The sequence below is a fragment of the Chitinophaga nivalis genome, assembly GCF_025989125.1.
Classification (GTDB): domain Bacteria; phylum Bacteroidota; class Bacteroidia; order Chitinophagales; family Chitinophagaceae; genus Chitinophaga; species Chitinophaga nivalis.
In genome coordinates, this window is record NZ_JAPDNR010000001.1 from 1,224,879 (window position 1) to 1,246,239 (window position 21,361).

The 21,361-nt window shown below is 46.2% G+C and carries 16 protein-coding genes; 8 read left to right on the forward strand and 8 right to left on the reverse strand.

Features of this window, described 5'->3' with window-relative positions; translation table 11 throughout:
• Positions 1-63 precede the first annotated feature (63 nt).
• From OL444_RS05045 to OL444_RS05055, 3 genes are all read left to right on the forward strand, one after another.
• Positions 64-1,131, forward strand: a complete 1,068-nt coding sequence (locus OL444_RS05045) for a mechanosensitive ion channel family protein (RefSeq protein WP_264734320.1) — start codon at positions 64-66, stop codon at positions 1,129-1,131.
• Positions 1,131-1,862, forward strand: a complete 732-nt coding sequence (locus OL444_RS05050; protein WP_264734318.1) for an HAD-IIB family hydrolase — start codon at positions 1,131-1,133, stop codon at positions 1,860-1,862. The genes OL444_RS05045 and OL444_RS05050 overlap by 1 nt, the downstream gene beginning before the upstream one ends.
• A gap of 121 nt (positions 1,863-1,983) precedes the next feature.
• Entirely contained in the window at positions 1,984-2,355 is a 372-nt protein-coding gene (locus tag OL444_RS05055) for a hypothetical protein (RefSeq protein WP_264734317.1), read from the forward strand.
• A gap of 5 nt (positions 2,356-2,360) precedes the next feature.
• Here OL444_RS05055 and OL444_RS05060 read toward each other — a convergent pair whose 3' ends face one another.
• The 3 genes from OL444_RS05060 to dxs all read right to left on the reverse strand — a co-directional run bounded on the left by OL444_RS05060 (position 2,361) and on the right by dxs (position 6,656).
• Positions 2,361-3,518 carry a PAS domain-containing protein gene (locus OL444_RS05060; protein ID WP_264734316.1) on the reverse strand — a complete coding sequence of 386 codons (1,158 nt, stop codon included), beginning with the start codon at positions 3,516-3,518 and terminating at the stop codon, positions 2,361-2,363.
• Positions 3,519-3,615: 97 nt separating this feature from the next.
• Complete coding sequence (locus tag OL444_RS05065) at positions 3,616-4,659, reverse strand: iron-sulfur cluster-binding domain-containing protein (RefSeq protein ID WP_264734315.1); 1,044 nt, start codon at positions 4,657-4,659, stop codon at positions 3,616-3,618.
• A gap of 71 nt (positions 4,660-4,730) precedes the next feature.
• Positions 4,731-6,656 carry a 1-deoxy-D-xylulose-5-phosphate synthase gene (gene dxs / locus OL444_RS05070; RefSeq protein ID WP_264734314.1) on the reverse strand — a complete coding sequence of 642 codons (1,926 nt, stop codon included), beginning with the start codon at positions 6,654-6,656 and terminating at the stop codon, positions 4,731-4,733.
• Between the two features lie 221 nt (positions 6,657-6,877).
• On the opposite strand from dxs, the gene OL444_RS05075 reads away from it, so the two are divergent.
• Together OL444_RS05075 and OL444_RS05080 are read left to right on the forward strand one after the other, a co-directional pair.
• Positions 6,878-7,903, forward strand: a complete 1,026-nt coding sequence (locus tag OL444_RS05075) for a sensor histidine kinase (RefSeq protein ID WP_264734313.1) — start codon at positions 6,878-6,880, stop codon at positions 7,901-7,903.
• 100 nt (positions 7,904-8,003) lie between these two features.
• Entirely contained in the window at positions 8,004-8,732 is a 729-nt protein-coding gene (locus OL444_RS05080) for a LytR/AlgR family response regulator transcription factor (protein ID WP_264734312.1), read from the forward strand.
• 132 nt (positions 8,733-8,864) lie between these two features.
• On the opposite strand, the gene OL444_RS05085 is transcribed toward OL444_RS05080, so the two are convergent.
• Complete coding sequence (locus OL444_RS05085; RefSeq protein ID WP_264734311.1) at positions 8,865-9,620, reverse strand: phosphoglycerol geranylgeranyltransferase; 756 nt, start codon at positions 9,618-9,620, stop codon at positions 8,865-8,867.
• 330 nt (positions 9,621-9,950) lie between these two features.
• Here OL444_RS05085 and OL444_RS05090 point away from each other — a divergent pair, with 330 nt between their 5' ends.
• The 3 genes from OL444_RS05090 to OL444_RS05100 all read left to right on the forward strand — a co-directional run bounded on the left by OL444_RS05090 (position 9,951) and on the right by OL444_RS05100 (position 14,819).
• Positions 9,951-13,259, forward strand: coding sequence for a vitamin B12-dependent ribonucleotide reductase (locus tag OL444_RS05090; RefSeq protein ID WP_371878165.1), 3,309 nt, complete (start codon positions 9,951-9,953; stop codon positions 13,257-13,259).
• Between the two features lie 550 nt (positions 13,260-13,809).
• Positions 13,810-14,310 (forward strand): hypothetical protein, encoded by a 501-nt coding sequence (locus OL444_RS05095; protein WP_264734309.1) that lies wholly within the window; start codon positions 13,810-13,812, stop codon positions 14,308-14,310.
• 56 nt (positions 14,311-14,366) lie between these two features.
• A complete protein-coding gene (locus OL444_RS05100) occupies positions 14,367-14,819 on the forward strand; it encodes a YcxB family protein (protein WP_264734308.1) in 453 nt (150 codons plus the stop codon).
• Positions 14,820-14,837: 18 nt separating this feature from the next.
• On the opposite strand, the gene OL444_RS05105 is transcribed toward OL444_RS05100, so the two are convergent.
• The 4 genes from OL444_RS05105 to OL444_RS05120 form a co-directional block, all read right to left on the reverse strand.
• Positions 14,838-15,554: a DUF2490 domain-containing protein gene (locus OL444_RS05105; protein WP_264734307.1), complete on the reverse strand. Its 717-nt coding sequence runs from the start codon at positions 15,552-15,554 to the stop codon at positions 14,838-14,840.
• A 124-nt stretch (positions 15,555-15,678) separates the two neighbouring features.
• Entirely contained in the window at positions 15,679-17,160 is a 1,482-nt protein-coding gene (locus OL444_RS05110) for a SusD/RagB family nutrient-binding outer membrane lipoprotein (RefSeq protein ID WP_264734306.1), read from the reverse strand.
• A 10-nt stretch (positions 17,161-17,170) separates the two neighbouring features.
• Complete coding sequence (locus OL444_RS05115) at positions 17,171-20,662, reverse strand: SusC/RagA family TonB-linked outer membrane protein (protein WP_264734305.1); 3,492 nt, start codon at positions 20,660-20,662, stop codon at positions 17,171-17,173.
• 227 nt (positions 20,663-20,889) lie between these two features.
• On the reverse strand, positions 20,890-21,339 hold the full coding sequence (locus OL444_RS05120; protein ID WP_264734304.1) for a GNAT family N-acetyltransferase: 450 nt from the start codon (positions 21,337-21,339) through the stop codon (positions 20,890-20,892).
• Positions 21,340-21,361 lie beyond the last annotated feature (22 nt).

Consider the following 21,361-nt stretch of genomic DNA (forward strand, 5'->3'; position numbering starts at 1 on the left):
AGAGATCAGCCGTAAAAAGTTGATCTCTTTTTTATTTCACAACGGCATAAAATCGTTTTAAACATGCAATCATTTTTAGAACAAAAGTATTGGGGCAACACTGTGCAGGACTATGGTATCGCGTTGGGTATTTTTATAGTGGCTGTTTTGCTGATCCTTGTTTTTAAAAGAATACTGTTAATACGGTTAAAAAAATGGGCGGCGAAAACAACCAGCAGGATTGATGATTTCCTGATCAGAGGAATAGAACGTTCCCTCGTACCCTTATTATATGTAGGCGCTTTTTATATTGCGATACAGCAACTAACACTGATACCTGTACTGGCGAAGTGGGTGCATATATTTTTGTCTGTCTGTTTAACCCTGTTTGCTGTAAGAGTAGTCACTGCTTTGTTGCAGTTTCTTTTTGTAAGTTATTTATCCGGACAGGAAAGAGGCGAAGAGAAAACAAAACAGGTAAAAGGGATTATGATACTGGTATCTGCCTTTATCTGGATTATTGGTTTGTTATTCCTGCTCGATAACTGGGGTGTGAACGTAACAACATTTGTAGCGGGATTAGGGATTGGTGGTATTGCCATCGCCCTGGCTGCGCAAACCATACTGGGCGACCTTTTCAGCTATTTCGTTATCTTCTTTGACCGACCCTTTGAAATAGGTGATTTTATTGTAGTGCAGGATAAAAGCGGAACTGTGGAGTATATTGGCATTAAAACAACCCGTTTGCGTAGTATCAGTGGTGAACAGCTGGTATTTTCCAATACAGATCTGACCAACTCCAGGGTACATAACTATAAAAGGATGGAGAAACGCCGGATTGTTTTTAAATTTGGTGTTACCTTTAACACACCGAAAGATAAACTGGCACTGATTCCGGAACTGGTAAAAAAAATTATTACGGATTTACCGGATGTGGCTTTTGACCGGTCCCATTTGCTGAACTTTGGCGATTCAAGTCTGGTATATGAGAATGTATACAATGTACTGGGAGGCGATTATAACCTGTATATGGACCGGCAACAGGCGATTAACCTGCAACTCTTTGCCGCATTTGCAAAAGAAGGGATTTCATTTGCCTTTCCTACAACAACGGTTTATCTTAACAATAACACAACAACTGAAAAAATATAATGTTACTGGCAACTGACCTGGATGGTACTTTTTTAGGAGGTACCGACAACGATAAACAAACACTATACACTTTATTGCAGCAACGTACAGATATTAAACTTGTATTTGTAACGGGAAGGGGTATACGAAGTGTACTTTCCTTACTGGAAGATGCGGCATTGCCAAGACCGGAATATATTATCTGTGATGTAGGCGCTACCGTCACACACCTCCCTACCCTGACTGCTGTAGAACCTTTGCAGTCCGGTATTGCACAGCGCTGGCCGGGCGATCAGGTTCGTGAAGCCCTGAAAGAGGTAAAGGGATTGCTGCACCAGGATGCGATACAACAATATCGTTGTTCCTACTACTACAACGAGGCTACAGATATTGAAAGCGCCCGTACGGTCGCTGATGCATGGCAATGCGACCTGGTATTGTCTGCCGGTAAATACCTGGACGTATTGCCGAAAGGAGTAAACAAAGGATATACCCTGCAACAGTTGCTGGAGGTGCTCGCCCAACCGCATCAGCAGGTACTGGTGGCAGGCGATTCCATGAATGATTATACGATGTATGAGAAGGGTTATAGCGGTGTGGTGGTCGGAGAAGCAGAAGCTGAACTGGTAAAACAGACTGCCACGATGCCGCATGTATTGCAGGCGCAGCGGGCAGGAGCCGGTGGTATTCTGGAGGCCATGGCATTTTTTCCGGCCTTCGGAAATTACCTCGAAAAAAATAAATCGCATTAAAAAAGGTCGTACCTTAGAATCAGGTCTATGCTAGGATAGTAAATGGATATTGACATAGCGTTTGGTATGATGAAACACTTATTAATCATCATTTAAATTGATAAATCAATACACCATGCAAATGACAACTCAACCTGAAGATCTGCACCAGCAGATCAATACCTGGAAAAGTAACGTGAACGATGTAAGAGATGAAGTGAAAATGATGCGCGACAGACTGGAACAAATTGCACTCAGTGATGCCCCCAGAGAAGTCATGACCAGAGTCGAACATTTTGAGAACCGTTTTCTCCGCCAACGGGAAGTAGCCGACGAAATATTCCACGACATCAAACAATGCGCTAAAAAAGTCACCGCCACGCCCGTATTGGTTATTCATGACGATCGCCCGGTAGATGACTACGATACCATGCAAAACCGCATGGAAATCTTCCAGAAATTATACGAAGAACTGAAAAGTGATTTCAATCATTTTATCACCAGAGAAGCATAACCGTATTAGCGGATATCTTTGACGGTATGTTCTATTTTATGAATGATTTCATCCAGCTGTTGGGTGGATTCATGTAGCCATTCCATCAGGCGTGCGTTCAGATGGATGTCCTGATTGCTTTTGTCAAACAGACCGGCGATGCTTAAAATAGATACGACCGGCCGGCGTATTTCGTGTGAATTGATCCAGGCAATCTCCCGCAGCCGTTGATGCTGGTCTTCCAGCTGGCGGGCCTGGTTTACATGTTTGTCTATATCCTGCATGATACCAATCATCCGCAATGGTTGCGGGTGGGTGCCTTCATTTTCATAGATGATAAAGGCCCTGTCTGTAACATATTTGTAGTTGCCGCCGGCACAAAGGAAACGGTATTCTTCCGACCAGTACTGCCCGTTGTTGCTGATACATTCATGAAGTGAACAACATACCCGCGCCCGGTCGGACGGATGAAGGTTGTCTTCCCACCATTGCACCGCATCGGTACCAGCATCCGCTACATGGGCAAACAGGCTGGATAAGCCATGATTCCAGGTAACCTGGCCGGTGAGAAAGTTTTTATCATAGATGGCATCGTCTATTACCTGCGAAAGCAACTCGTAACGCATGCCCAGCTCTCTGGCTTCCCGGCTGGTTCGTATCTGAGCGTCTACATCTCTGGCCATAATAAAACGGGCCTTTTTGCCATAATACGTGGTGGAATGAGCATATATCTCTACAAAAAAATCGGTCTTATCTTTCTTCCGGTGTTTCCAGATGCCCCGGTAAGCCTTACCATTGCACCGTTCGGTGATGTTTTCCATGAGATAAGGCACTTCTGCCGATTCGCGTATGTCCTTCAACGTTAGCTGCCTGAATTCATTTTTTGTATAACCGTATTTGTCAACAGCCGCCTGATTGACACTGAGGAAACGTAATGTTTCCTTATCGTAAATCCACATGGGAACAGGATGATCGTTGAATATTTTTTCGGTGTGTATAGCCTGTTGGTGATGACGTAAGAGTAACCATAGCAGCAAGAGGAAAACGGCGACCAATACCAGCTGGTTGATGACAGGCAGGAGCCAATTGCCGCTAGCTGCACTATGTATGATGAACAGACCGTTGAAGACAATCGCAACAAACAATAAACATAAACAAGCAATCTTGATGGGGGCGCGCTGCATTACCTGAATTTCATGAGAAATTAAGGAAAATACAGGTAATGGGAAAATAATATCAGAGGAATATGATTGATAAGAATATTTACATTATTATAATCATTTATAGCTCTATTGTGACTTCATCGCTCACGGGGTAGCCTACGCAGGTGAGGATGAGGCCTTCTGCCAGTTCCCGGTCTGTTAATACCTCATTGACGGGCATCCAGATTTTGCCGCTGGTACATTGGGCCGTACAGGAGCCGCATACGCCACCCTTACAGCTGTAAGGCAGCAATACATCGTGTTCCAGGGCATAGCTCAGAATAGACTGGTTACCGGGCACCTGGAGGCGTATTTCTTCCTGGCGGTAACGAATCAGTACCTGTTTGATACTGGTATCCTGTGGCAGGGTTGTTTTGGCGATCTTTACTTCCGTGTTTACCACAAAGTTTTCTTTGTGCAGCTGTTCGGCGGTGAAGCCCATAAAGGTCAGCGTGAGCAGGATCGTGCGCATGTAATCCGGCGGGCCGCAAAGGAAAAACTGCGCCGCAGCCTTGCTATGATGCAGGTGCTCATTGACCAGCATTTCCAGCAATATGTTGTTGAGGCGTCTGTATACATGGTGGCTATCCGGATCGTTGCTGAACAGGTAGATACAATGTAGCTGCGGATGGTTTTGCTGCAGGTGCTGCAGCTGTTGGTAAAAGATGGTGCGTTCCGGTGATGTGTTGCTGTAGATAAGCGTAACCCGGGCGCCAGGTTCCGTTTGCAGGATATGTTTCAGCAGGGAAAACACCGGGGTAATGCCACTGCCGGCAGCCAGTAGGAAAAGGTCGCGGGGGCCTTCGGAAGCTGCTTCAAAGACAAACCGGCCGGACGGTTCCAGCGAGGTGACGATATCGCCCTTTTGCCAGGTACGCAGGATGTGCCGGGAGATTTCTCCGTTTTCTTTTTCACGGATCGTAACAGACAGGTAGGGATCTACACCTGGGGTAGAACTGAAAGAATAGGACCGACGGTATTCTTTGCCATGCAGGTCAATAATAAACGTAAGAAATTGCCCTGCCAGATAGGTAACGGGCGTGCCGTCAACAGGTGCTAATCTGTAGGTACGGGTGCCGGGTGTTTCCGGAATAACGTCGGTGATCCGTAATGAAATGTACATAAAAAAGAAATTACGCATTCCGGCTGTAAGGAAGCAGAAATGCGTAATTAAACTAAGTGGTTACAGTAATATTATATCGTAACAGTAATCTTGTCTTTCAGCATTTCGCGGGTAGCGCGTGCAATACCGGCAGCATCGTAGCCACATTCCCGGTACAGTTCTTCCGGTTTACCGTGTTCTATGATGTGATCAGGAATACCCATGATTTTGATGGCTGCCTTGTATTGGTGGGCGGCCATAAATTCCAGGATAGCACTACCGAAACCTCCTACTACAGTGCCATCTTCCACGGTAATCACTTTATCAAATGACTGGAAGACTTCATGCAACAGGGCTTCATCGAGTGGTTTTACAAAACGCATATCGTAATGAGCGGGTTGCAGGCCATCGCTGATCAGTTCTTTGCAGGCTTCTGTCACAAAGTTACCGGTATGTCCGATGGAAAGAATCGCGATTTCTTTTCCGTCGCGGATCTTGCGACCGGTACCCGGCTTGATGGCGCGGAACGGCGTACGCCATTCCGGCATTACACCTTGTCCGCGTGGATAACGGATCACATAAGGTGACTGGTTATCCGGCAGCTGGGCGCTATACATCAGGTTACGCAGTTCTTCTTCGTTCATGGGAGCACTGATGATCACATTCGGAATGCTGCGCATGTAGGCGATATCGTAGGCGCCATGATGGGTTGGGCCGTCTTCTCCTACCAGTCCTGCCCTGTCGAGGCAGAAAATTACCGGCAGTTTTTGAATGGCTACATCATGTACTGCCTGGTCAAAAGCGCGTTGGAAGAAGGAAGAATAGATCGTACAGAACACCCGCATGCCCTGGGTAGCCATACCGGCAGACAGGGTTACCGCATGTTGTTCGCAGATACCTACATCGAATGCGCGTTGCGGCATTTTTTCCATCATAAATTTGAGGGAAGAGCCGGAAGGCATGGCAGGGGTAATACCGAGTATTTTATCGTTTTGTTCTGCCAGTTCAATGATGGTATGTCCGAATACATCCTGGTATTTGGGCGGCTGTGGTTTCTCCACTGCTTTTTTGAAGATTTCTCCTGTGATTTTATCGAACAGGCCTGGTGCGTGCCAGGTAGTCTGGTCTTTTTCAGCCAGTGCATATCCTTTCCCTTTGGTGGTAACGATGTGCAGCAGTTTCGGACCGGGAATATCTTTCAGGTCCTGCAGGGTATCGGTCAGTTTGGTGATGTTATGTCCATCTATCGGGCCAAAGTACCGTAATTGCAGGGATTCGAACAGGTTGCTGGATTTGGAAATCACGCCTTTGAGGCTGGCTTCCAGTTTGGAGGCCATGTCGCGGGTAAACCTTTTGCCTACCGGCAGTTTCCCGAGCATATGCCATACATCGTCCCTGAGCTTATTATAGGTCGGTGAGGTGGTGATGTCTGTCAGGTATTCCTTGAGTGCGCCTACGTTGGGGTCAATGGACATGCAGTTATCGTTGAGGATAATCAGCACGTTGGCATTGGCTACGCCGGCGTGGTTCAGGGCTTCAAATGCCATCCCTGCGGTCATGGCGCCATCTCCTATTACTGCAATATGTTGTTTGTCCAACTCTCCTTTGTAGTGAGAAGCCATGGCCATTCCCAGTGCAGCGGATATGGAGGTGGAAGAGTGTCCTACCCCAAAAGTATCATATTCGCTTTCGTCTCTTTTAGGAAAGCCGCTTAAGCCTTTGTATTTCCGGTTAGACGGAAAACTGTCCCGGCGACCGGTCAGTATTTTGTGGCCATAGGCCTGATGGCCTACATCCCATACCAGCTGGTCGTAAGGAGTATTAAAAACGTAATGGAGGGCCACCGACAGCTCCACTACCCCAAGGCTGGCCGCAAAATGGCCTCCATGCACACTTACTACATCAATGATGTATTGACGTAATTCTTCGCACACCTGGTGCAGTTGCTCTTTGCTCAATTTGCGCAAATCAGCAGGGTTGTCTATCTGGCTCAACAGTTGACCGGCAGTAATAGTCATAATATGGCTCAGGGTTTATATTTAAAGACAAAAATACATAAAAATATGCGGTAAACAGAGATCTGATCCGGGGAAAATCAGCTGTTATCCTGATTCACTGCCATTCAGCCGGAGGCATCACCATTTACCAATTATGATTCACCATTTATAACAATTAGGTTCCCATGGGGGGACTCATACGGTATTTTTGGAATATAGGGTAAGTTTATTAATTTGAATTGATGTTTAGACGAATATCCAAATATTGGTGGTGTCAGATGCTGGGTTGGACGGCTTATTTTGTGATAAATGTGTTTTTTACGTATACATTCAGCAATAAATTCCCCAATGCATTTCACTATGTGAGCATGCTGATTTTAATTGCCTTTGGTGTATTGTCCACGCACCTGTTCCGCAGCCTGATTAACCGGTTTAACTGGGTTAACAGCAGTGTTGAAAAGCAGGTATTGCTGTTTTTCACTATGATGGCGGGAACGGGAGTTGTATTGTACCTGGGGTATTATGCTGTGATCAAGGTATTGTTGCGGCGGGAGATCTCTCCTGTAGTATTGGGTATCCTGGGATCTTTTCTCATTACCACGCTTTGGTGGCTGATTTATTTTGCGTGGCACTATATAGAGCGGAACAGGTCCTCCCAGGTGAATCAGCTGAAGCTGGAAACAACGGTAAAGGAGCTGGAACTCAAAACCATTAAGGCTCAGATGAATCCGCACTTCATTTTTAATGCGCTGAACAGTATCCGGGCATTGGTAGATGAAAATCCACAGCGCGCACGAACCGCTATTACAGAGCTTTCCAACATACTACGCAGTTCCATGCAAACCGAAAAGTCAGAAACGGTCAGCCTGGAAAATGAATTAAATATTGTAAAGGATTATCTTGCATTGGAACACATCCGTTTTGAAGAGCGGCTGAGTGTTGTATATGAGATTGATCCGGATACATTGGAGTTGCAGGTTCCTCCCATGATGTTACAGACATTGGTGGAGAATGCGATTAAACACGGTATTTCCCGGGTAATACGGGGAGGTTCCGTGTATATAACTTCTTCGCTGATGGGAATGCAGCATGTAATTACCATTGAGAATACAGGACAACTGGTAGAAAATGATCTGAATAGTCATGGATTGGGACTACAAAGTACGCGTCAACGGTTAAGTCTCTTATTTGGCAACAAGGCCTCTTTTGAAATCCGGAATAAAGATGAGCAAACGGTAGTAGCAAAGGTTGTGATGCCGCTGCTTTGATCACGTGTTATAAAGTAAACCGCTGTAGCTGGGGGAAAAGCCGGCTACGGCAATTATTATTTGTTGATAAATTTAATCATCAACCAAACTTCAATTGCCAATGAAAAAAGCATTGATAATAGATGATGAACGCCTTGCCAGAAGTGAACTGAAAAAATTACTGGCAGATCACCCGGAGATAGTGGTGGTGGGAGAAGCAGTGAACGCGAAGGATGGTATAGAGAAGATTGAAACGTTACATCCTGATCTGTTGTTCCTGGACATTCAAATGCCGGATAAAACGGGCTTTGATCTCCTGGCTGAGCTGGAAAAAACGCCACAGGTCATCTTTACGACAGCATATGATGAATATGCATTAAAGGCATTTGAGTACAACGCGCTCGACTACCTGTTAAAACCGGTAGAACCTAAACGTCTGGCAGATGCCATTCATAAACTGCATCAGCAGGAAGAGAAGGACCGCCTGGCTGCTGCCGGTGGTATCCGGACACTGCTGTCGGAGAATGACCAGGTATTTGTAAAAGACGGGGACCGTTGCTGGTTCGTGAAGCTGCAGGAAATACGCCTGTTTGAGAGTGTAGGTAACTATGCCCGGGTGTATTTTGAAACCAACAAGCCTTTAATCCTGAAGTCGCTGAATGCTTTGGAAGAGCGGCTGGATGAGCGGGTGTTTTTCCGGGCAAACCGGAAACACATTGTGAACCTGCGGATGATCGAAAAGATCGACACCTACTTTAACGGCGGACTGCTGCTGGAGATGCGCGGAGGCGAAAAAATTGAAGTGAGCCGCCGGCAGGCAGTGAAGTTCAAAGAAATGATGAGCCTGTAACGGGCAAAAGCGGCATATCCTGCCGCGATTAGCAATTACGTATTTTCTGATAGATCCAAACAGCTACGCTGCATACCTGGCTACCAGAAAATGCGTAATTCTTAATATGATAATGTGTAATGCTTGTTAGTATCAGGCTTTTACAGGCACAGAGTGCACGGCGTCTGCCAGTTCCTTAATGAGGGAGAGGTCGTTTTCTATAGCGTTACCAACCACGATAATATCGGCTCCTGCCTTACAATTGAGGTATGCTTTTTCTGCATCACGAATACCACCACCCACGATAATAGGTACATCCACCTGACTGGCTACCCTGCTGATCATGGTTTCAGTGATCGGATTACGGGCGCCGCTGCCGGCATCCATATAAATCACCTTCATACCCAGCATTTCGCCTGCCATGGCAGTACACATAGCAATATCTGCTTTATCTGATGGAATAGGGGTAGCATTACTGATATAGGATACCGTAGTAGGTGCTCCTCCATCGATGACCATATAGCCGGTGGAAATTACTTCCAGCCCGCTTTTCTTTACAGCTGCAGCAGATACTACGTGCTGGCCGATCAATAATTCCGGATTTCGGCCCGAGATCATGGAAAGATAAAGTAAAGCATCAGCATATTTAGACACCTGAGAAGGGCTCCCGGGAAATAATACGACAGGTATATCACAACTGGCTTTCAGCTGTTGCACACATTCATCTAGATGATTGGTGATTACCAGGCTGCCTCCAAGGAAGATATAGTCGACTTTGGCGGCAGTGCATTTAGCCGCAAGCTCAATAATACCGGCAGGTGTTACCTTATCCGGATCTATTAAAACCGCGAATGCCTTTTCCTTCCTAGCCTTTCTGTCGATGAACGAAGTGTATATTTTATTGTACATCAATAGCGCATTGTTCCGGTTGTCGCAAATGTATAATTTTTTTGTTAATAACCCACAATGCTAAATAAATATGCATGCAAGACATTTTCTATTCATGAACTTCATGATACTTATTGTGTTATCAATAGCATATGTAGGTGAAAAAATGTTAACGACAAATTTTGAGCCGGATTTACAGATATCAGTTTTCGAGTATAACAAATGAGGTGGCAAACTGTTTGCCCAATTATCCACAAGCTGTGCAGAATAAATGACGGTAGCCCGGTATTTAAAAATTAATTTTAACATATCCCGCTTGAGCATTCATTTCTATCATTCTAAGAAAAATTTATGGGCATGAAAAAATCAGTGAATAATAACCGTGGCCTCGCATTCACCCGTTATTTTACCCGAGAAGGCATGAGTCCTTATGATCAGTTCGAGTATGATTTACGCTCCTCTGTTATCCGTAATCCAAACGGTGACATCGTTTTTGAAATGAACAATGTAGAAGTGCCGGTCGGGTGGTCGCAGATCGCTACGGATATCCTGGCACAGAAATACTTTCGTAAGGCAGGCGTGCCTCAGGAAGACGGCAGCCTGGGAAGGGAAACCTCCGTGAAACAGGTGGTACACCGTATGGCCAATTGCTGGCGTGCATGGGGAGAACGGTATGGCTATTTTGCCACACCGGAGGATGCCCGGATTTTTTATGAAGAGTTGTCGTACGCCATGTTGAATCAGGCTTGTGTACCGAATTCTCCGCAGTGGTTCAATACCGGCCTGTTTGAAAGCTATGGTATAAAAGGCAAGCCCCAGGGGCACTATTACGTAGAACAACATACCGGTCAGCTGGAAAAGTCTACTTCTGCCTACGAGCGGCCTCAACCACATGCCTGCTTTATCCTGAGCGTCAGTGACGATCTGGTAAATGAAGGCGGTATCATGGATCTGTGGGTGCGGGAAGCCCGCATCTTTAAATATGGATCAGGCGTAGGTACCAACTTTTCCGCCATCCGGGGTGAAGGTGAAAAACTAAGCGGGGGTGGTACCTCCAGCGGCCTGATGAGTTTCCTGAAAATAGGCGACCGGGCAGCCGGCGCTATTAAATCCGGGGGTACTACCCGTAGAGCTGCCAAAATGGTGTGCCTGGACCTGGATCATCCGGAAATCCTGGATTTCATTAACTGGAAAGTGGAGGAAGAGAAAAAAGTAGCTGCCCTGATTGCAGCCGGTTATGCCGCCGATTACGAAGGGGAAGCCTATAAAACTGTTTCCGGACAGAATTCCAACAACTCTGTACGTATTCCAAACAGCTTTTTTCGGGCACTGGAAACAAACAGCGACTGGGATCTGCAATCACGCACCCATGGCAAACCACTTAAAAGTGTACCGGCCAAAGAACTGTGGGACCAGATCAATTATGCTGCCTGGCGCTGTGCAGACCCGGGTACCCAATATGATACCACTATCAACGAATGGCATACCTGCCCGCAGGGAGGCCGTATCAATGCCTCCAATCCCTGCTCCGAATACATGTTTCTGGACAATACCGCCTGTAACCTGGCATCGGTGAACCTGCGGCGCTTTTTTGATACCAATACCAACCTGTTTGATGTAGGTGGTTTTGAATACACGGTACGGCTGTGGACGGTGGTGCTGGAATTGTCTGTACTGATGGCGCAGTTCCCCTCAAAGGAAGTAGCGCAGCTGAGTTATGAATACCGTACGCTGGGGCTGGGATATGCCAATCTGGGGTCTATGCTGATGGTAAGCGGGATTGCCTACGACAGCGACGAAGCGCGGGGCATTGCCGGCGCTATTACGGCTATTATGACTGGAGTAGCCTATAAAACATCGGCTGAAATAGCTGCCTTTGCAGGGCCTTTTCCCCGCTTTGAAGAAAACCGGACGGCCATGTTGCGGGTGATGCGGAATCACCGGGCTGCGGCCTATGATGCTGCTGATGCCTATGAAGGACTGGAGATACGGCCTCAGGGAATTGATGCGCGTTTTTGTGCCGATTACCTGCTAAAAGCGGCTACGAAAGCCTGGGATGAAGCTGTACAGTTAGGAGAGCAATTTGGTTATCGTAATGCGCAGGCTACCGTGATTGCGCCTACCGGTACCATCGGCCTGGTGATGGATTGTGATACGACTGGTGTAGAGCCGGATTTTGCCCTGGTGAAATTCAAGAAATTATCTGGTGGAGGATACTTTAAAATTATCAATCAGTCGATTCCTGCAGCATTACAAAACCTGGGATACCAGCCGCATGAAATAAAAGCTATCGTGGATTATGCAAAAGGTACCGGCAGTTTCGCCGGCGCGCCTTACATCAACTATCCATCGTTGAGTGAAAAAGGTTTTATCGGAGATGAATTAAAAAAGCTGGATACTGCTGTTGTTTCTTCTTTCGATATTTCTTTTGTGTTCAATGTATATACGTTGGGAGAAGAATGCTTGCAACGACTGGGTTTCACGCCGGAGCAATATTATAATCTGGAGTTTAGCCTGCTGCATGAACTGGGATTTTCAGATGATCAGATCAGTGCTGCCAATGATTATGTGTGTGGTACAATGACGGTGGAAGGTGCGCCCTATCTGAAAGATAGCCATCTGCCAGTATTTGATTGTGCGAATAAGTGTGGTAAAACCGGTGAAAGATATATACATCCGCATGGACATATCCGGATGATGGCAGCGGCACAACCTTTTATTTCCGGTGCAATTTCCAAAACGATTAATCTGCCGCATGAGGCTACGGTGGAAGATGTAGCAGATGCTTACCTGATGAGCTGGCAGCTGGGATTAAAGGCATGTGCTCTATATCGTGATGGTAGTAAATTAAGTCAGCCACTCAGTAATAAAAGCGATAAAAAGAAAAAGGTAGATACGGTTGTTACGGCGGTACCTTCTTTGGATTTGCAGCAACTGCCTACAGAGGAATTATTGGAAGAGATGAATAAGCGGATGGAAGCCAGTAAAGACACTACTTTAAAGCGTTTGTTATCGCGGATTGTGGAACGTAAATCGTTACCCTCCAAACGCGGCGGGTTTACACAGAAAGCGAAAGTAGGCGGCCAGGCTATATTTCTGCGTACCGGCGAATACAATGATGGTACACTCGGTGAAATATTTATTGATCTGGCGAAAGAAGGATCTACACTCCGAAGTCTGATGAACTGCTTTGCCATAGCGGTTTCTGTGGGATTACAATACGGCGTTCCGCTGGAAGAATTTGTAGACAAGTTTGTATTCACCCGTTTTGAGCCGGCAGGAATGGTAGATCATCCTAACATTAAATCAGCGACTTCTCTCATTGATTATATTTTCCGTGTGCTGGGTTACGAATACCTGGGACGTACAGATCTGGTGCATATACTGGATGCGCCTGAAAATACAGGTGATGAAGCAGATACAGATATCGCTGCAGCATCTTTATCACAGCTGCGTGTGAATGAGTATGAACCTGCTCCGCCCCGCACAGTCAAGGCGCAGCCGGTATCGGCGCAACAGGGAGAACAGAGCAGTACACAGGATTATATGCGAAGTATGCAGCGTGATGCGCCTGCGTGTAGTACATGCGGACACATTACTGTGCGTTCAGGGACTTGTTACAAATGTCTGAACTGCGGTACCAGCATGGGTTGTAGCTGATTGAATGTTGCAACTCTTGTTAATGATATGTTATTGTGCCTTTAAAATTTCAAAGAAAAATAACATGCCCTTACCTTTGTATTCAAATAGGGTTTTCATAGGATAGTAACAAATTGAGGGCGCTTTTCTAGGCGCCCTTTTCTTTTACAAAAAAGTGATCCCTTTCTCTTCTCTTTCGTGGTCGTTTTTCAGACCAAGATTACAAATCACTAATATTATAATTTGATATTCTTCTGTAAACAGGGGTTATATTTCATTTTCTTTATTTTAAGGCTTAAATATTTCATTTTTTCTAATATTTAAGAACAGATGCCTATCACCATATAATTTTATTATATTTGTTATTGTATTAATTTTTATTATGGTTACTGTCCTATGAAAAACCAAATATTCCTACACCGCATGAATCTTCATGCACTGTAAATGACTCTCGAAAGCAATGGTTCGCCCATTGCTTTTGTTTTTTTATGCGGGTTTATACGCATTTTTTCTGTGCTATCTGAAATCTCAAAATATAATTGTATTTTTAGACTCGAAAATTTTGCACCTTATGAAGAAGCTGTTGTTTTTGCTGCTGGTGATTGGAGCCTCAGCCGCATCAGCGAATGCCAACACTGGATTTGGTGGAGGAGAGCCTAACGGAGGAGATAAGAACGGTGATAACAACGATAACCGTAATGCCAAGAATAATAACAGTCCTAAGCCTGTACGGGTCGAAGAGTTTGTCTTATTATTTCCCCGGGTAGAAAGAACAGAGAAAGTGGATGAAGCAGAGTTGGAAAAAGCTATTGTGGATCTGTACAAATGGTATTTACAAAACGAAACTAAAATAAATAAAAACGACTTCCTGAAAGGAAGTGGTAAGGAGCTGGCTTTTCCTTTTAAGGTAGATCCTAAAACCTTGCAGCAATATTTTCTTTTCATCAAGAAAAACTTTCCTGGCTTTAGCGAGGAAGATCTCACTACCATCAAACGTAACAGGAAGAAGGATGCACCTGTAACGATCCGGGATGAAATGGATAATCCTATGTCAATTTCCGTTAACAGATAAATTCGTTTTGGCTGACGATAATGCAATTAGAGTTTAGTTATAATAAAGGAGATGTTTTGCATGCATTGCGTTACCATTTTATGCAGCGGGGTGAAATAAAGGTTTTTCGCAACACGCTGATCATTCTGCTACTCTCCACCTTCACAGGTTATTTCTTTAACGTAGTTACTACCAGCGCCCTTACCGGTATTGCTATTATGGCCTTACTGATAGGCTGGGTATTCTGGTACCTGCTACCTGTTTCCATCTATCATAAAGCAGCCACTTTCAAGGACGACATCCTGCTGAAATATTCAGAAGAAGGGCTGCAGATCTCTACCCGCAACAGTAACCATCCCCGTGCTGTCAGCTGGAATAATTTCTCCCGCATCATCGAAACAAAAAAATTCTTTTTCCTGTACAGGGATAAGAAAACCTTTTTCCTTATCCCTGTCAGTGCTTTTAAAACAGCGGCCGCTTACGATAGTTTTATCGGCATGCTGAAGAAAAAGTTTGAAAACTTCCGCTAACAGCGCTTCCTGCTACTTTTATAATTTGAAATTGTGGAATACCGTAAAGTGAAGAATATGGTTCATGGTTTTAGCACCGGAACCGGTTTGCACTACCTGGTTCATATACCCGATATCCGCCTTTAAACCAGGTAAAAACTGGTACCCGAAAGCAACCAGAAAGCGGTTCTGATCAAAGAACAGACTACTGATCTCATTTCCCCACAGATTCAGAAATATTTCTTCCTGTAATGCCACATAAAATGGGGTGACGGATTTTTGATGGAAAACAGGCAACTGGGTACGGTTGAAGTAACGCAGCCGGTTACCATATTTCCAATCGCCGATATCGCGGGTTTCAGTGGGTTTACCTGGTTGTGCCACCCAGCGTTGCTCCAGCCGGAATCTGTGTGTCATATCCAGCTTAGACGCTTTGTAGATGTACTGTTCAAAGATACGTTGCTCCGGCAGCCAGGTGTTGGATGCATTGTTATAGGTTGGCACAAAGGCATAGCCCAGCAACACATGATGCTGCTTGTTGATGCTGTATTGCAGTCCGCCCCGCATCAGCAACTGTCCTTTATTGCTGATACCATCCCTCAGGCGTAACTGTATGTCAAAAGGTACCGACCACTTGCTATCGATTTTCATATTGCCGAAATACGTGTACCAATGCTGGTAACCGTGGGTCATGTCCTGCGCTGATACACAGCACGAAATGGCCAGAAAGGCCGCTAATAATAGTACTTTCCTCATAAATCGCTACATATAGGTGACGATAAAGATAAGCAAACGAAAAAAACGATCCGGCTGAAAAAAAGAAAGCGCCTGCAGAAGCAGGCGCCGATGTTTGATTGTTTAGTTATAGTTGATTGTTATGTTAGAATTTATTGTACCAGAGTTTCGTGCCTTTGGTATCCCCTCCGATCGCGGCTGCGGCCTGCTGATAGTTGGCAATATTCTGTGTTTGCTCACTCAGCAGATAGGTTAAGCGATAAGGTACATCTGTTACCGTCGGGTCCAGCGATGGATATGCCAGTGTATTAAACAGTGGCTGACCGCCTGGTTGCCTGAATTTCAGCCGGGTTCTTTCAAACCAGCTCTGGAAGCCCTGCGGGTATAATGCCAGCCATTTCTGGGTACCGATTACGTTTTTCCAGTCGGCAGCATTGTACGGTACTTTGCTCAGGTAAGTATTGATAATATCCTGCGGAGCGGGTTGTCCGGTGGTGAGTTTGTACCAGTAGTTGATGGAAGCGGTGATACCATTCCGGTAATGGGTGGCAGCATCTCCTACGTTAAGGCCCCGGGCTGCTGCTTCTGCCAGGATGAATTCCACTTCGGCATAGTTCATCAGAATACCGGGCATGGTAGCGCTGTAAATCTGTTTGCCGGGATAGGAGTAATTAACTGCCGGGAGCCGGCTTTTATCGCCATCTACCAGGCCATAGGGCATTCCTTTAATGGTATCCCCTTTTGCTGGCTGTGCATAGATATTTAACCGCGGATCGCTGACACTTTTCATGTAGTCTACCATCGTGGTGCTTACAAAGAAGTCAGAGATCTCCCGTTCTGAATTATTGAACGGGAATTTATTGGGTGCGGAAGCTATATAGTTGAACTGAGCATCATCATCGTTGCTGCTGAAAGCATCCTGATAATGGGCTTCGATGATTTTACCCGCCTTGTCTTTATCTGCATCTATCATGCGGATGGCATAACGTAGCATCAGGGAATGGGCCAGTTTTTTCCATTTTAACACGTTCCCGCTATAAATGATATCTCCGCTGAGAAAACTCACTTCATTTGGATTCAGCACGTTTATCTGCTGTTGGAGGTTATCCAGCATGGCATTATAAACGGTGCGGGCATCGTCGTATTTAGGGGTAATATTTGCCTCCTGGAAGGTTTCTGTATATGGAATATTGCCGTAGGCATCTGCGAGGATCTGATAAATCCAGGCCTGCGTAATTTTTGCGATGGCATTCTGGTTAGCGACACCCGGTTCGCTGAGCCGGGGCGTATTTTGTTTAATCAGGTCATCCAGGTTGTGCAGGGATATCCGATACAGGTTATTCCACAGGTTACTGTTATTACCTTCGTCCAGCAGGTAACGGCTATCGTTGGTGCGCGCGTTGCCGGACCAGTACTGGGAAAAATGCATTCCCATGTAGCCATTCTGCAGGCCGCTGTACAGAATATCCATAGCGCCTTTCTGGGCACCGGTCAGGAGGTATGGTGGCTGGGCGGTAGTTGGTTTGTTGGGATCATGGTTGATATCCTCCAGTTTCTTACAACCGGTGAACGCCAGTGTGCCCGCCAGCAATAATGCCCCGCTATATTTCAAGATGTTTTTAGTCATTGTAACAGATTTAGAATGATACATTCAGGTTTATACCAAAAGACCGCAGTGACGGCAATGCACCACCTTCAATTCCTTGTATGTTGGACGCGGAGTTGAGGATGTTGGAAGGATCCACATTGGGGGCATTGGATTTAATGAGCCACAGGTTACGGCCATACAGGGAGATACGGGCACTTTGTGCACCTACCTTTTTGTACCAGGCATATGGGAGGTTGTAACCAATTTTAGCTTCTCTCAGGTAGATGTAGCTGGCATCATAGAGATTCGCTTTACTGATGACGTTACCCCCGTTGACGTTAAAATGTTCTTTGGCAGAAATGACTTTTGTATTAGGCCGTCCGTCTTCTGTCACACCAGGTACCACAATACCATTTTCACGGATATTGTTTTCTACCGTACTTTCCAGTAATCCGGATTTTTCTCCGTACAGATTCGTATAGGAGAAGAAGTTACCACCATGCTGGAAATCGATTAATGCCGATACATAAATGCCTTTGAAAGAGAAGGTATTGGTAATACCGCCTACATAATCCGGATAGGCGTTCCCGATAGGTTTAATCGCGCTTGCAAGATAATAACCATTGGCGCCTACCAGTTTATTACCGTTGGCATCGTACCGGTAGTCTGTTCCCATGATGGTACCCAGTGGTTCTCCTACTTTCGCTACGACAGATACTTTCTGGGTGCGGCGGTCGGAACCGATGGTGAGTAGTGGCAGGGAGGTATTGTATTGTAGTACGTCCATGTCCAGCAGCTTATTGCGGTTGCGGGAGATGTTGGCATTGATATCCCAGCGGAAGCCGTTTTTCAGGCGGATGGGATTGAGGTTTAAGCCGATTTCAAAACCTTTATTGCTTACTGAACCAGCATTGGCATAGGTGCTCAGGTAACCGGTGGCTCCCGGGATAGGCAGCGTAATGATCTGGTTTTTACTGGTACGGTTATAATAGGTGAAATCCACTCCGACCCTGTTGTCGAGGAATTTCAGCTCTACCCCTGTTTCAAATTCGGTGGTACGTTCCGGTTTCAGGTCCGGGATATTTTTGGTAACCGGGTACTGGGAAATCGGATTGTTGTTGAACGGTTGTACGAAGTCGTATACCCGGTAGGTGTGGTAAGGATCTGTATCATTGCCTACAGCAGCCATACTACCTCTTAATTTACCGAATGACAGCCATTTCCAGTCTTTCAGCAGATCGGAAAACACAAAGGAGGCAGAGGCAGAAGGATAGAAATACTGGTTGTATCCTTTTGACAGGGCAGAACTCCAGTCGCTGCGGGCAGTCAGATCCAGGAACAGCATGTTTTTGTAGCCCAGATTGGCAGTGGCAAAAACGGAGTTGATCTGTTTCTCATAAAGTTCATCGATGACAGATGCCGGAGAAATAGAGTTGTTCAGGTTGTACACATTGTCGGTAATCAGACCTCCTTGCGTGCTGCCGCCGGTAACGGTCCACTGACGGTGCATGAGATTACCACCCAGGGTAGCATTCAGCTGCAACTCGTTGCTGAGGTCTTTTTTGATATCTGCGGTAATCTGGTAGTTCATTTCACGGGAAGTACGCACCCGTTTGATGTACCCGCTTTGGGTATATCCTTTGGCGGTTCTTTCTTCCTCCAGGGAATTGTAGTCGTCCATGAATACACGACCTGTGAAGGACAGCCATTTGGTGGCATCAACATCTACACCGGCGTAACCAAACAGGCGGTTGCGGCTGTCGGTTTCGTAATCGCGGTAACGGTTATAATAAGGGCCATTGCTGGACGATACCGTTGGATTGTCCCATGATTTACGGTTCCAGGTGATCTGGGAGCCGTCGTCGTACTGGTAGCGTTTTTGCATGTCCAGGTCCAGCTGCCGTTGACCAAACATGGTGAACTGCAGGGTGGGATTAGGTCCGGTGAAACCAGTACCGGGACGTGCTTTGGCTTTTATGGCGCTGTAGTTAACAGAGGCTACTCCCCTCACTCCTTTCGTCAGTTCGTAGTTGCCGTTGAAGGACAGATTATTGCGGTTCATGGAAGCATTCGGCAGTACGAAGGTTTGGTTCATATTGCCGTATGATAGGCGGAAACCACCTTTCTCGTTGTTGCCGGCCATGGAAATGTTATTGGTAAGGGTAAAGCCGGTTCTGTAGAAGTCCTTTACGTTGTTGGGATTTGCTTCCCAGGGAGCGGTCTGTCCAAAGTAAGGGTTATTCTTGTTTTTGTCCCAGGACCAGTAATGACGCACCATGCGGCCATCCAGCCGGGGCCCCCAGGATTCATCGGAAGAATACTGCGGCATGAGGTCATAGCGGCCTTTACCATCATTGTCGTCGTAGGTAGCACTTTGTTCATTCAGGAACCCTTGTGGATTTTTTTTGTAGTAGAGGGTATCGAATTTGCCATTGCTACCGCCACCGTACAGGTTCTGGTATTTAGGGAGTATCGCTACCTGGTCTACCTGTGCGTTGAGGCTATAGGTTACCCCGATGCCTTTTTCGCTGTCCGGGCGCTTTTTGGTAGTGATGAGGAGTACCCCGCCGGCACCGCGGCTACCGTATAAGGCTGTAGCAGCAGCTCCTTTCAGTACGGAGATGTTCTCAATATCTTCCGGGTTGATGTCCTGCAGGGGGCTACCGTAGTCGTAACCGCCACCGCCGTTCAGTTGTCCGCCCTGGTTGCTGTTGCTGTTCATCATGGGAACACCGTCGAGTACGAAGAAGGCGTTGTTATCGCCCAGGATGGATTTTACCCCACGGATGGTGATTTTGGAAGATCCTCCCATGGAGCCGGTATTGGTACTGATTTGTACACCGGGTATTTTACCTGTCAATGCATTGACAAAGTTTACTTCTTTGGCTTCCTGCACGGCGTTGCCACTTACTTCACTCAGGGCATATCCTACGGAACGGGGATTCTTTTTGATACCGAGTGCGGTTACTACCACTTCTCCCAATACTTTTTTGTTGGCATTGGCAGGTGTGAGGGTAACGGCCAGCGGCTCCCTTTTTTCGATGGGAATGGTCTGGTCGGCGAAGGTGACAGAAGTAATGAGGAGGGTATCTTTTAAGCCGGCTTTGATGGTAAACTTACCATCCGGACCGGATTGGGCATTGAGTTTTGCTGTTTTGTTTCTGATGATGGCGCCGGGGATCGGGTTGCCTTTGTCATCTTTCACCAGCCCGTTGATGGTAAACTTTCCTACTTCGCTTTTGGCTTTTGTTTCATCCGGCGGCAGAATCAGGGCAGTATCTTCTTTGGGTCTGGCAGCGGTATCCGCTTTTGTTTTGGCAGTGGTATCGGCTTTCGGTCTGGTAGTCGTATCCTGCAATGGTTTTACAGTATCCTGTTTAGGCTTGTTGCTGGTATCGGCAGCAGCGGGCTTAATCACTACCGGAACAGTGGTATCAGCTGTTGGCGACAGTTGCTTCCCGGGGTTGGCGTACGCACTGCCGGCGGAATAGCAGAACAAGGCGCAGCATAGTCCCGACCAGGCTAGTACTTGGCTTCTCATTGTATGGCAAATGATTTGGTTACAAAAACTTTTGACAGTAATCTTATCTAGTCGATGATTGTATAGTTGTCTCATATCATCTACAATACAATCGGGAGCCCGTTTACAATGGGTTCCGTACGAAAAAAAATATGCATTACCGGTAGTGGATAAAAGAGGCGGGGGCGGACCGGAAGAAGGCCGCCAGTCGTCCGTCTGGCGCATTTAGACCGCATGTGGAGGTTTGTTTACAGCAGTTGTTTTTTCATTTCCATATGAAGGATGCCTACTTCTGTAAATGCTTCTCCGAAAGTTTCATATCCGAGCTTCTGATAGAATCCTATGGCTTCGTTCCGGGCATGCATGGTAAGTATGTTAAAACCATTACGGATAGCATATTGTTCTGCAAACGCAATAATTTCCCGGCCGGCGCCTTTGCCCTGCAGCAGTGGGGATACTGCCATTTGCCTTAGCTGCACGGTATTTTCATCAACCGGCGTGAGTATACAGCAACCTGCCAGCACTGGTGGTTGGTCGGTGACAGCCAGGAAGCCACCGATGAACACATCATTCATTTCCTGTTGCAGATAGGCTTCAGAGAAGGTTAATCCCAATGGTTTCCGCAATACTTCATTGCGCAGCTCCAGCATGGTATGATAGTCGCAACTACCGTATTCGATTATACGAAAATCGAGCATAAGTATGATTGATTTTATGCAA